Raw genomic sequence first — 11823 nt, 5'->3', positions numbered from 1 at the left:
GCGCCTGTCGTCGCGGCGATGCTAGCAGAGCGCGGCAGCCACGCTCAGGGCGTCAGCAAGGCCGGCAGCATCGGGGCGAGCAACTGCTCGGGCGGCGCCAGCGCCACCGCTTCGGTGCGGTGGTCGATGGCCAGACACGCATAACCATGCGCCGCGCTCCAGGCCAGCAACACCCGTTGATGTAGCAGGTGCGCATCCGGCGCACTGCCGTGCCGGGTCAGCCAGGCCGCATGCAAGGCATCGCGCAGGCAGGCCATTGCCGCATCGGTGGCCGCCAGCAGGCGCGGCAGGCTGCGTCGCTGCGGCTCCAGGCTCTGCATCAGGCGAAACTGCTGCGGGTAGGCGATGGCGAACCGGATATAGCCTAGGCCGCCGCCCAGCAGTGGGTCGACCTCGCGCTGGGCCTGCACGATCCACTCGACCATGCGTTCGTACCCGTCTGCAACCAGTTCCACCACCAGGCCTTCCAGCGAACCGAAGTGATGTGCCGGCGCGGCATGCGAAACGCCCGCACGGCGGGCGCACTCGCGCAGGCTCAGCCCGCGCGGACCCGATTCGCCGACGATCTCCCAGGCCGCGCGGCGCAGGGCCGCGGGCAGATCGCCGTGGTGATACGTCGCTGACTTGGGCGCGTGGGACATGGCGGCTTCGCAAATCGGGATTTCATTGGAGCAGGGAATCTTGACGCTGACAAGATTGGCGGTGCAGACTCGCCCCGCATCTTGCCAGCGTCAAGATTTGGCGGCGGATGCAGCCCTTCCCCCAGCGAGTGTTCCCATGGCTAAGGCATCCTCCCGCTGGCGCATGCGCCTGACCCGCACGCTGTTCGGGTTGGCCAGCCGCCTGGCTCCCGGCCCGACCGGCCGCCTGCTGGCGCGCCGCTTCGTGACGCCGGATGCGGCATCACGCCGGCACGCCGCATCCACCCTGGCCACGCTGTCCGACGTGGGCCGCGACAGCCTGTCCATCGATGGCATCGAGATCGCGGTGTATGTCTGGGGCGACCCGGCGCAGCAACCGTATGTGCTGCTCTCCCACGGCTGGTCCAGCTATGGCCTGCGCTTTGCCGCCTGGGTGCCACGGCTGCAGGCGCTGGGCTATGCGGTGGTGGCCTTCGACCAGGCCGGGCACGGCTTGAGTGGGGGGCGCATCAGCTACATGCCGCACTTTGTCGAGGTGCTGCGCCGGATCGGGCATCGCTTCGGCCGGCCGGTCGCCTTCATCGGCCACTCGCTGGGTTCGGCATCGATCGTGTTCGCCGATGAAGCGGCCTGGCAGCCGGAGCGCTACGTACTGATCGCGCCATTGCTGGCACCGGCCGACGCCGCGCACCGCCAGTTCCGCGCCTTCGGCATCGCGGCCAAGACCTTCGTTCCGTTCGAGAATCTGCTGCACACCATCACCGGCAAACGCTTTGCCGATTTCGATGCGTCCCCGCATCTGCCGCGTTTCCAGCGCCCAGCCCTGATCATCCACGACCGCCGCGACCGCGAGACCCCCTGGGACGAAGGCGCGCGTTTTGCGGCGCTGTGGCCGCAGGCGCAACTGCTGACCACCGAAGGCCTGGGCCACAACCGCATGGTCGACCATGCCTCGGTCATCGAAGCGGCGCTGGACTTTATCGGCCCGGCGCGCGCCTGACCGTACCGCGATGCGGCAAGCGCATCGCGCGGCACCCGCTAGTGCACGGTGCTGTTGTGCAGCGGATCCAGGCGGTCGATGACGCCCTGCATGGCGCTGTCGAAGGCGCCGTCATTGATGTGCTCGCGCAGCCGGCCCAGGCGCACCATCACCGCCAGTTCTTCCGGCGAGGCGACGCAGAAGCGTACGCCGCGGCGATTGACGAACAGCAGCCGCTGCGAGATCGGGCTCACCCACGACAGCTTGCCCGCCTGCACCTTGCCGTCCTTGTCGACAAAATCCAGCCAGGTGCCGATATCCATCGCGCGGAAACGCTCGGCATCGGCACTGTCGATGCTTTGCGCCACCGCCTCGGCACCCAGCACCACGCTGACGCTTTCGGCAGCCGGCGGCGGCAGGTTGACCTGCGGCAGCTCCGGCAAGGCCTTTTCCAGCTCAGGGCGCGCTTCGGCAATGGCCTGCAAGGTGTCGTGCAATGCGGTGATGGCCACCACCACCGCATCGCCATGCAGGCCGACGCTGGCAAATACGCGATGCAATGCCGGTTGCCAGACCTGCAGCCACGGCTTGCCGACGATGTGGCGACGCGCCTCGGCCAGTTCTTCCAGCACGCCATCGGCCAGGGCCAGTGCCTCGACGGTGCCCGGGCCTTCGTCGCCGTCGCGCAAGATCGCCATGGTCAGATGGTGCAGCCACGGCTGACGCAGGAAATCCTCCACGGCCCTGGGCAGCGGCGTGCCGGCCTGCGTGCGCTGTTCCAGCTCCGACAGCGCGCGGCTGCGTGCCAACTCGAGCTTTTCCTGGCCGCGCTGGGTTTCGGTGGCGCGCCGCTCGGCGATTTCCACCCGGCGCCGGTGCTGCGACAGGAAATCGCGGAATTCCTCTTCCAGGGTCAGGAAGATCGCCAGGTTCTCGTTGAATTCGGCCACCAGGCGGTCGACGATTTCCTCGACCTTGCCCATCAGCACGCGCTCGGCAGCGCTGTCGCCATTGTTGCCTTCGCAGGCCTCGGCCAGCGAATTGAGCAGGCGCCGCGCGGGGTGGGTCTTCTGCACGAACATCTTGCGGTCCAGCAGCGCGACCTTGACGAAGGGCACCACCAGCCGGCCGATCATTTCGCGCGAGCGGTTTTCCAGATCGCGCTCGTCCAGCATCACGTCGAACAGCATGCCGACCAGATCGATCGCATCCTCGTCCATCGGGTCCAGGCGCGCGGTCGCCGGGTCCACGCCCAGCCGGGTGGCGCTGGACAGCACTTCGTTCTTCAGCCGCTGCGCCAGCGACTCGGTGTCGTCGCCGATGGCTGCCTGCAACGTCGCGCTCGGCGTGGCCTGCAGCAGCGACAGCACCGACATCATCTCGCGCTGGCTCAACGGGCGTTGCTGCCCTACCGCCACCGATGCGGCAGAGGCGGTGTTGTCGCGCACGCTGCGGGTTTGCTGCAGCAGTTCGTGCAGCGCCTCCAGCAACATGCCCTGGCTGCCGCCAGGGTGATCGGCCTCGCCCCCATCCATGCCGCCGGCAGCGCCGCCGCCGGCCTGGCCACGTTGGGCGGCGGCCTGCATGCGGCCGCGGCTATGCGCCCAGCGGTCCAGGAAGCGGTTGGCCCAGGCCGGTGCGTACTGGTCGCTCTGGTCGTCGCCGCCCATGTCGGCAGCCGCGCCCTGGGCTTCGGCCTGGGCACGCTCCTCGGGCGTGTCGCCACGCGGTTGCACGCGCGGCGGCGGGCGCTTGGGCTGGGAGATTTCCGGCATGACGCCGGCCTTGGCCAGCGTCTCGTCCAGGCGCGCATACAGCTTGCCGATCGGCTCGGCCAGGTCGCGCTCGCACAGCTTGATCAGCACCAGGCGCACTTCCGGCGCCAGGTCGCAGGTGGCGAAGGCTTCATGGATCGCCACGCCCAGATGTTCCGGACCGAGCGGGTTGGTGTCGGCCACCAGCTCCAGGCCACCGGCGATCCAGCCCAGGCGGCGGTCCACCCGCGCCAGCACCTGCTTGAAGTCGCGCAGCAGCACGGTGGCCAGGTTGCGCACCGCCAGCCGCGATTCGAGCACGTGTTCGGGCACCAGACTCAGCGGGCCGGTGCCGATGTCGCCTGCCAGGACCACCTCGGCCGACAAGGGCTCGCCCAGCAGCAACGCCTGCCAGCCATCGTCCAGCTGCTGGCGGAACTGCGTGGCCACTTCGTCGCGCTTCCGGCGCAACTCGCGCATGCCATCGAGAAACAGCAACTGCGATGTTCCCGCGGATTCGGCGCGATCGAACAGCACATCATCAAAGTGGGCGACTGCAGCTGCAAAAACCTGCGCGAGTGCGGGCACGAACACGGCGTGCGCCTGTTCGAGCAAGCGTTGGTCACGGCCCGGATGTCCCGACGGACTGGGCTGAAAAGTCATGCGCAAAGGCTCCCCGCCCCTGCAGGCGTGAAAATATTCAAACGAAAGGAAACGGACGCGGCCCCAAATTCCGCCACCGCATGGTAGGCGTTTCGCTCGTTTGTTAAGTGTGACGCAATTCGCACTTTAGTCGTGACCGCCCAGGGTTTGCGTGTCAGTCGGACATCCTAGCGTGCATCGCTGCGGTGGCGCTTGCCAGCGCGTATCAACCGCCTGCGGGGGTTAAGCCTTCAGCATGTGCGGCCGGTCCAGCGCATCGACCACGTCCTGCATCGCGCTGTAGAACGCGTCCTCGTCGCGGTACAGACGCAGGCGGTCCAGCCACACCATCATCGCCAGTTCCTCCGGCGAGGACACGCACAGCCGCCCGCCGCGCCGGTTGACGAACATCAGCCGCCCGGAAATCGGGCTGATCCAGGACAACCTGCCGGCCTGCACACGGCCGTGCCGGTCGACGAACTCCAGGCAGGTGCCCAGCGCCATGCCGCGGAAGAAATCGGCGGTGACACGATCGAATTCCACCTGCGCGGTGGCATCCAGCATCGGCGTCAGCGGCTCGCCGACCGGCTCGGCCGGACCGGGGCTCGGGCGCAGCGCGCTCAAGGTCGGCGCAAACAGGGCCGGATCCGGCGCTCCCGCAGCCGGCACCGATGGCGTGGACAGCAGCGCGCGCTGCAGTTCCTGCAGGGCCAGCTCGGCGTCGCGTTGCGCCAGGCCGGCCAGCGCAAAAGCCTGCAGCAGCTGCGCACGCTGCGGTTCCAGCGCGGTGTCACCAGGCGCAGCACCCAGTTGCGCCAACACCGCATCGCCCAGGGCCAGGGCGGCTTCCAACGCCGGGCTGGCGCCGTCGCCACGCAACGCCACCTGTTGCACATACGGCTGCCAGACGCGGCCGAGGAAGTGCTCGACCAGCGGCGGCAGCGGCCCGCGCGCCAAGCGCTCTGCCAGGGCCTGCGCGGCCGTGCTGCGTGCGGCTTCGCGGCGTTCTTCGGCGCGCTGCAATTCGCTGGCGCGGCGCTCGGCAATTTCCACCCGGCGCCGATACTGTTCGTAACTGGCGCCGAACTCGGCTTCCAGCGTCAGAAACAGCCCCGGATGCTCGTCGAAGTCGCGCACCACCGTGTCGATCACCGCCTGCACCTGGCCGAGCAAGGCCTGCTCTGCCGCGGTTTCGCCGGCATTGCCATCGCAGGCGTCGACCAACAGGTTGAGCAGGCGGCGCGCCGGATGGCCGTCGCGCACGAACAGGTGGCCGTCCAGCATCGCCAGCTTGGCCATCGGCACCAGCAGCTGGCCAAGCAGGCTGCGCTGCGCATCCGACAGATGGCTCTGCACCAGGATCGCGGCGAACAACAAGGCCACCAGATCCAGCGCGTCCTCGTCGTCGGGGTTGAGGCAGGTGGTGGCCGGATCCACCCCAAGCGCGGCGGCGGCGCGTCTGACCTGCTGCCGCAGGCCACGCGCCAGGCCCGAATCGGTGCCGTCGATGGCATCGAACCCGGCCGCCGGCATGGTCTGCAGCAGCGACAGCGCCGAGACCACCTCGCGCGGCGACAGCAGGCGCTGCCCGGCAGATGCGTGCGTGTCGGTATCGGGTTCGCGCTGGCGGCGGGCATGCTGCAGCAAATGGCGCAGGCTGGCCGGCAACAGCTCGCGGCCGCTGCGCAGATGCACGTCGATCGCCTCGACGCCGGACAGCGCGCCCTGCCCGCCCGACCAGTCGGCGAAGAAGCGCGCAATCCAGTCCGGCGTCTCGGCGGCCTGCTCGCCGGCGCCTTCGTCCTGGCGCGGAATGCCGCGCCGCCGGCTGCGCGGCTGCGGCAACTCGCGCAAGCGCGCCACCTGCGCCAGCGCCTGTTCCAGCGCGCCGTAGCGCTGGCCGACGCGTTCCATCAGGTGCTGCTCGCAGACCTTGATCACCGCAAGATGCGCCTTGGGCGCCAGCGTCACCCCCTGAAAGGCCTCGTACAGGGCCACGCCCAGATGCTCCGGCCCGAACGGATTGCTGTCGCCGTCGATACGCAGCCCGCCGGCAATGAAGCCGAGATAGCGATTGAGCCGCATCAGCTCCGTGCGCCACTGGTGCTGCAGCGCGCCGGCCAGGTTGCGCACCGCCAGGCGCACCTCCAGATCCTGCTCGGGCAGCAGGGTCAGCCCGGCCGCACCGCGTCCCAGGCTGCGATCGGCCGACAACGGCCGCCCGGATTCCAGCCCCTGCCAGGCCTTGGCCAGATGCCCGCGAAAACGCGCAGTGATCGGCTCGCGCTGCTGCCGCACCGCCTGGATCGCTTCCAGGAAGTCGTTCTGGGCCGGGCCGGCATCGGCCGCCAGCCGGAACAGCGCCTCGGCCAATGTGTCCTGGAATTGGACAAAGGCATCGGCCAGCGGCACCAGCACGATCTCGCGTACCTGATCGAGCAGCTGCGGATTGCGGCTGGGGAGCACGGGGGTGGATACGAACTGGGTCATCGGGCGGCGCACAGGACGAACATGGAAGGGATGTCACGACCGGACCGGCATCGGCCCGCCACCCATGATGCGGCGGGCGTTGGGAAGGGCCCGTCTATAATTGCCCGCATCCTCGCCTCGACCCGGAATTATGCACGCACCGTATTCGCTCCAGGCGCTGGACGCGCGCCGCTCGGTCCCCTCCAAACAGCTGGGCGAGCCCGGCCCGGATGAAGACACCCTGCTGCGCATGCTCACCTCGGCAGTGCGCGTGCCCGACCACGGCAAGCTGGTGCCGTTCCGCTTCTTGCGCATCAGCGGCGATGCCCGCCAGGCACTGGGCGATTTCCTGGCCGAGCGCAGCCTGGCCGCCGATCCGCTGACGCCGCCCGCCGCGGTCGAAAAAGACCGCAACCGTTTCAACGATGCGCCACTGGTGATCGTGGTGATCGCCGAGTTGCGCCCCGGGCACAAGGTGCCCGAGCAGGAACAGCTGCTCACCGCCGGCTGCGTGTGTTTTGCGTTGCTGCAGGCTGCGCAGGCGCATGGCTTCGGCGCGCAGTGGCTAACTGCATGGATGGCCTACGACCCGGCGGTGACCGGCTATCTGGGCCTGGAGCAGAACGAGCGCATCGCCGGTTTCATCCATATCGGCACCCCGCGCCTGCAGGTGCCAGAGCGCGAGCGCCCGGACCCGCGTGCGCTGCTGCGCGACTGGACCCCGTGACCACGCACCCACCAATGCTTGCAGGTGCGCCGGCAGCGATCAGCCGCCCGACCCCGCTGTATCTGGTCGATGCCAGCCTGTACGTGTTCCGCGCCTGGCATTCGATCCCGGATGAATTCCAGGATGCGCAGGGCTGGCCGACCAATGCCGTGCACGGCTTTGCGCGCTTCCTGCTCGACCTGCTCGAACGCGAGGATCCGCAGCACATCACCATCGCCTTTGACGAGGCGCTGGACAGCTGTTTTCGGCATGCGCTCTACCCGGCCTACAAGGGCAATCGCACCCCGGCACCGGATGCGTTGCGGCGCCAGTTCGCGCATTGCAAGGCGCTGTGCGCGGCATTGGGGCTGAGCGTGCTGGCGCACCGCGACTACGAGGCCGACGACCTGATCGGCAGCGCCTTGCACAGCGTGCGTGCGCACGGCCTGCGCGGGGTGATCGTGTCGGCCGACAAGGACCTGTCGCAGCTGCTGCTCGAGCACGACGAGCAGTGGGATTACGCGCGCAACCTGCGTTGGGGCATGGACGGGGTCAAGGCGCGCCACGGCGTGCACGCCCATCAGATCGCCGACTACCTGGCGTTGTGCGGCGATGCGATCGACAACATTCCCGGCGTCACCGGCATCGGCGCCAAATCGGCGGCGGTCCTGCTGGCGCATTTCGGCAGCCTGGATGCCTTGCTTGAACGTATCGACGAGATCCCGTTCCTGCGCCTGCGCGGCGCGGCGCAGATGGCCGCGCGCCTGCGCGAGCAACGCGAGCACGCGCTGCTGTGGCGTCAGCTCACCACCATCGCACTCGACGCGCCGCTGGCGCTGACCGATGCCGGTTTCACGCGCGCGCCAGCCGATACCGACATGCTGGGCGGATTGTGCGAGAGCCTGCGCTTCGGCCCGCTCACCCGGCGCCGGTTGCTGGCCGCCTGCGGCGGCGCGCCGGCACCGCGCACTCCCGTTTCCCTGGAACAAGGCCTGCATCCATGAACCGACACGACACCCCGCCCACCGTGGTCTACGAAGGCAAGTACCAGCGCATGGTCGTGCGCGGCACCTGGGAATATTCCGAACGCATGCACGCCGGCGGCCTGGCCGCGATCATCGTGGCGGTGACCCCGGACGATGCGATGTTGTTCGTCGAACAGTTCCGCGTGCCGCTACAGGCCCGCACCATCGAAATGCCGGCCGGCCTGGTCGGCGACGTGCATGCCGACGAGTCGATCGAGCTGTCGGCCATTCGCGAACTGGAAGAAGAAACCGGCTGGACCGCCGAGCACGCCGAAGTGCTGATGATCGGCCCGACCTCGGCCGGCGCCAGCAGCGAGAAGATCGCCTTCGTCCGCGCCACCGGCCTGCGCAAGGTCGGCGCCGGCGGCGGCGATGCCAGCGAAGACATCACCGTGCACGAGATCCCGCGCGCGCAGGTCGGCGCCTGGCTGGTGCAGAAGATGGCCGAGGGCTATCAGATGGATCCCAAGCTGTGGGCCGGGCTGTATCTGGTCGATCACGCACTGGACGGCACCCCGCGTGGCTGAAGCGACCGCTGCCCGCCTGCTCGGCGCCGACGATCCCGCACCGTTCAGTGTGCACAACCCGCAGGCCGCCTCGCCGTGGCTGCTGATCGCCGACCACGCCGGTCAGCGCGTGCCGGCGCGGCTGGGCGATCTGGGCCTGCCGCAGCAGGAGCTGGACCGCCACATCGGCTGGGATATCGGCATTGCCGAGGTCACCCGCTTGCTGGCCGATGCGCTGGATGCGGTCGCCATCGCGCAGACCTATTCGCGCCTGGTGATCGACTGCAACCGCCCGCATGCTTCGGCCACGCTGATGCCCGAGGTCAGCGACGGCACCTCGGTTCCGGGCAACATGCAGCTGTCGGCTGACGATCGTCAGCAGCGCATCGACGAGATCTTTGCGCCGTACCACGCGCGCATTGCGACGGAACTGGATGCACGCGCACAGCGCGGGCAACCCACCGTGCTGGTGTCGATGCACAGCTTCACGCCGATCATGGCCGGCAATGCACGGCCCTGGCATGCCGGCGTGCTGTACAACCGCGACACGCGGCTGGCGCACCGCCTGCTGCAGGCCTTGCGCAACGAGCCGGATCTGGTGGTTGGCGACAACCAGCCCTACGCGGTCAGCGACACCAGCGACTATGCGATTCCGGTCTACGGCGAAGGCCGCGGACTGCTGCATGTGGAGCTGGAACTGCGCCAGGACCTGATTGCCGATGCCGCCGGGCAACAGGCGTGGGCGCAGCGCCTGGCACGCATCCTGCCGCCGCTGGCGCAGGCGCTGCTGCCGCACTGACTCCAGCAGTCACCGTAGGAGCGCACCCGGGCGCGACAGGCCGTCCCGTTACCCTACGTCGCGCCCGGGTGCGCTCCTACCGCTGGCGCGCGAGCACTGCTGCAGCTTCCCGTGCACGCTCGCGGTTGCGCTCAGGCGAACCCGTCGGTGGCGCGCACCAGCGCATCGACATTTTCCGGCTCGAAGGCCGAATGCCCCGATGCCGGGCTGATCTGCAGCTGCGCCTTCGGCCAGACCTTGTGCAGGTCCCAGGCGCTTTGCATCGGGCACACCACGTCGTAACGCCCCTGCACGATCACGCCGGGGATGTCGGCGATGCGGTGCGCGTCGCGCAGCAGCTGGTCTTCGACCTCGAAGAAACCGCCGTTGACGAAGTAGTGGTTCTCGATGCGCGCGAACGCCAGGGCGAAGTGCGCGTCCTCGTGTCCGGTGACGAAGTCGGCGTCCACATGCAGGAAGCTGGTGGCACCTTCCCACACGCTCCACGCCTTGGCCGCGGCCAAACGCGTGGCTTCGTCGTCGCTGGTCAGGCGGCGATGGAAGGCGGAGATCAGATCGGCGCGCTCCACTACTGGAATCGCGTTGACGTAATGCTCCCAGGCATCCGGGAACAGCCGGCTGGCGCCCTGCTGATAGAACCATTCCAGCTCGAAACGGCGCAGCAGGAAGATGCCGCGCAGCACCAGCTCGGTGACCTGCTGCGGATGGGTCTGCGCATAGGCCAGCGCCAGGGTCGAGCCCCAGCTGCCACCGAACACCTGCCAGCGTGCGATGCCCAGGTGTTCGCGCAGGCGCTCGATGTCGGCAACCAGGTCCCAGGTGGTGTTGTTCACCAGATCGGCATGCGGGGTGGAACGGCCTGCGCCGCGCTGATCGAACAGCACGATGCGGTACTTGGCCGGGTCATGGAAGCGCCGCATCTTGTCGTTGCAACCGCCGCCGGGGCCGCCGTGCAGCATCACCACCGGCCTGCCCTGCGGATTGCCGCACTGTTCGAAATACAGGGTGTGGCGGTCGTCGACCTGGAGGGTGCCGTGGTCGTACGGCGTGATCTCGGGATAGAGCGTGCGCATGCGTCGGTCCTGCGGGAAACCGCTAGTGTATCGGCACCCGGTCTGCACACGCGGGCGCCTCATGCGATCGAGCCAGGGCGGGGGCACGGCGAAGCGCGAGGGAGTGGAGCGACGGAGCCAGGCTCCTGCACGCAGCGCCGGACGGGCGCGGTCGGTGCCCGGAAGCGGCATGTCCTGTTTCAGCTCTGAGCGCCGTCCGCGCCCCACCCGGCGACCGCTGGCCCGCCGCCTAGCCCGCAGCAGGCGACCAGCGCCCCGACGTCACCCGGTCACGCTGCTCCAGGTCCTGATGCGTGGCCACCGCATCGAAGCCACGCGCCTGCAGCAGCGCGGCCACCGCCGCGCCCTGGTCCCAGCCGTGTTCGAGCAGCAGCCAGCCGCCCGGCAGCAGATGCGCAGGCGCATCGGCGACGATCAGGCGGATGTCGTCCAGGCCGTCGGGGCCGGAAGCCAGCGCACTGGCCGGCTCGTAGCGCAGGTCGCCTTCGCCCAGATGCGGATCCTGCGCGGCGATATACGGCGGGTTGCTGGCGATCAGGTCGAAGCGCTCGCCGGCCAGCGGCGCGAACCAGCTGCCCTGCCGGCATTCGACATTGCGCAAGCGGTGGCTGTCGGCATTGCGCTGAGCAACCGCCAACGCCGCCGCGCTGGCATCGGTGGCGATCACCTGTGCCTGCGGCCGCTCGCTGGCGATGGCCAGCGCGATCGCGCCGCTGCCGGTACCCAGATCGGCAACGCGGCGGCCTGGCCGGGCGTCCAGTCGCTCAAGTGCCAGCTCGACCAGCACTTCGGTGTCGGCGCGCGGGATCAGCGTGGCGGTGGAGACCGCCAGATCCAGCGTCCAGAACCCCCGCGTACCGGTCAGGTAGGCCACCGGTTCGCCGGCCTGGCGCCGCTGCACCAATGCCGCGAATGCCTGCGCGACCGACGGCTCGACCGGATCGCGGCCATGCGCGAACAGCCAGGCGCGGTCGCGGCCCAGCGCGTGCAGCAGCAGCGGCTCGGCATCACTGCGCTCGATCCGCTCGACCGCATGCCGCAGCAGCTGCTCGGCGGCAAGACCGGCTGGGTCCTCACTCATACGGATCATTCACTCATGCGCAACATCGGCTGACCATTATCGGAGATGGAATCGGCCCCTGCAGCGGCAGACGCCGTCTGCAAACTTGATAGCCACAGCCTATCTATACAATTCCATCAATCGATTTGAGAAATCTATCGATCCTACC

The 11823-nt window shown here is 68.8% G+C and carries 10 protein-coding genes; 5 read left to right on the top strand and 5 right to left on the bottom strand.

Features of this window, described 5'->3' with window-relative positions; translation table 11 throughout:
- Positions 1–44 precede the first annotated feature (44 nt).
- Entirely contained in the window at positions 45–641 is a 597-nt protein-coding gene (locus ABQY74_RS04920) for a TetR/AcrR family transcriptional regulator (RefSeq protein ID WP_065047995.1), read from the bottom strand.
- A 136-nt stretch (positions 642–777) separates the two neighbouring features.
- On the opposite strand from ABQY74_RS04920, the gene ABQY74_RS04915 reads away from it, so the two are divergent.
- Positions 778–1641, top strand: coding sequence for an alpha/beta hydrolase (locus ABQY74_RS04915; protein WP_104596432.1), 864 nt, complete (start codon positions 778–780; stop codon positions 1639–1641).
- A 38-nt stretch (positions 1642–1679) separates the two neighbouring features.
- On the opposite strand, the gene ABQY74_RS04910 is transcribed toward ABQY74_RS04915, so the two are convergent.
- Positions 1680–4037, bottom strand: coding sequence for a DUF1631 domain-containing protein (locus ABQY74_RS04910; RefSeq protein ID WP_104600982.1), 2358 nt, complete (start codon positions 4035–4037; stop codon positions 1680–1682).
- Positions 4038–4259: 222 nt separating this feature from the next.
- A complete protein-coding gene (locus tag ABQY74_RS04905; RefSeq protein ID WP_349793586.1) occupies positions 4260–6506 on the bottom strand; it encodes a DUF1631 domain-containing protein in 2247 nt (748 codons plus the stop codon).
- 130 nt (positions 6507–6636) lie between these two features.
- On the opposite strand from ABQY74_RS04905, the gene ABQY74_RS04900 reads away from it, so the two are divergent.
- The 4 genes from ABQY74_RS04900 to ABQY74_RS04885 are packed head-to-tail and all read left to right on the top strand — an operon-like array spanning position 6637 to position 9521.
- Positions 6637–7212 carry a nitroreductase gene (locus ABQY74_RS04900; RefSeq protein ID WP_349793588.1) on the top strand — a complete coding sequence of 192 codons (576 nt, stop codon included), beginning with the start codon at positions 6637–6639 and terminating at the stop codon, positions 7210–7212.
- A 14-nt stretch (positions 7213–7226) separates the two neighbouring features.
- Complete coding sequence (locus ABQY74_RS04895; protein WP_221202393.1) at positions 7227–8195, top strand: 5'-3' exonuclease H3TH domain-containing protein; 969 nt, start codon at positions 7227–7229, stop codon at positions 8193–8195.
- On the top strand, positions 8192–8743 hold the full coding sequence (locus ABQY74_RS04890; RefSeq protein ID WP_349793590.1) for an NUDIX hydrolase: 552 nt from the start codon (positions 8192–8194) through the stop codon (positions 8741–8743). Before ABQY74_RS04895 ends, ABQY74_RS04890 begins: the two co-directional genes overlap by 4 nt.
- The gene (locus tag ABQY74_RS04885; protein ID WP_039523704.1) at positions 8736–9521 is read left to right on the top strand and encodes an N-formylglutamate amidohydrolase; all 786 of its coding nucleotides are present in this window, start codon (positions 8736–8738) and stop codon (positions 9519–9521) included. Before ABQY74_RS04890 ends, ABQY74_RS04885 begins: the two co-directional genes overlap by 8 nt.
- A 131-nt stretch (positions 9522–9652) precedes the next feature.
- On the opposite strand, the gene pip is transcribed toward ABQY74_RS04885, so the two are convergent.
- Together pip and prmC are read right to left on the bottom strand one after the other, a co-directional pair.
- Entirely contained in the window at positions 9653–10594 is a 942-nt protein-coding gene (pip, locus tag ABQY74_RS04880) for a prolyl aminopeptidase (protein WP_349793592.1), read from the bottom strand.
- A 229-nt stretch (positions 10595–10823) separates the two neighbouring features.
- Entirely contained in the window at positions 10824–11675 is an 852-nt protein-coding gene (prmC, locus tag ABQY74_RS04875) for a peptide chain release factor N(5)-glutamine methyltransferase (protein WP_167704714.1), read from the bottom strand.
- Positions 11676–11823 lie beyond the last annotated feature (148 nt).

Source organism: Xanthomonas sp. WHRI 7064 (genome assembly GCF_040202355.2).
GTDB classification, from domain to species: Bacteria; Pseudomonadota; Gammaproteobacteria; order Xanthomonadales; family Xanthomonadaceae; genus Xanthomonas; species Xanthomonas arboricola.
The sequence above is the reverse complement of the archived record's forward strand: the minus strand, read 5'-3'. Positions and strand labels throughout refer to the sequence as shown.

Coding starts and splice junctions, on each gene's coding strand:
- ABQY74_RS04890 (WP_349793590.1), top strand. CDS start 8,192: ATGAACCGACACGACACCCCGCCCACCGTGGTCTACGAAGGCAAGTAC.
- ABQY74_RS04920 (WP_065047995.1), bottom strand. CDS start 641: ATGTCCCACGCGCCCAAGTCAGCGACGTATCACCACGGCGATCTGCCC.
- prmC (WP_167704714.1), bottom strand. CDS start 11,675: ATGAGTGAGGACCCAGCCGGTCTTGCCGCCGAGCAGCTGCTGCGGCAT.
- ABQY74_RS04905 (WP_349793586.1), bottom strand. CDS start 6,506: ATGACCCAGTTCGTATCCACCCCCGTGCTCCCCAGCCGCAATCCGCAG.
- ABQY74_RS04915 (WP_104596432.1), top strand. CDS start 778: ATGGCTAAGGCATCCTCCCGCTGGCGCATGCGCCTGACCCGCACGCTG.
- ABQY74_RS04900 (WP_349793588.1), top strand. CDS start 6,637: ATGCACGCACCGTATTCGCTCCAGGCGCTGGACGCGCGCCGCTCGGTC.
- pip (WP_349793592.1), bottom strand. CDS start 10,594: ATGCGCACGCTCTATCCCGAGATCACGCCGTACGACCACGGCACCCTC.
- ABQY74_RS04895 (WP_221202393.1), top strand. CDS start 7,227: ATGCTTGCAGGTGCGCCGGCAGCGATCAGCCGCCCGACCCCGCTGTAT.
- ABQY74_RS04910 (WP_104600982.1), bottom strand. CDS start 4,037: ATGACTTTTCAGCCCAGTCCGTCGGGACATCCGGGCCGTGACCAACGC.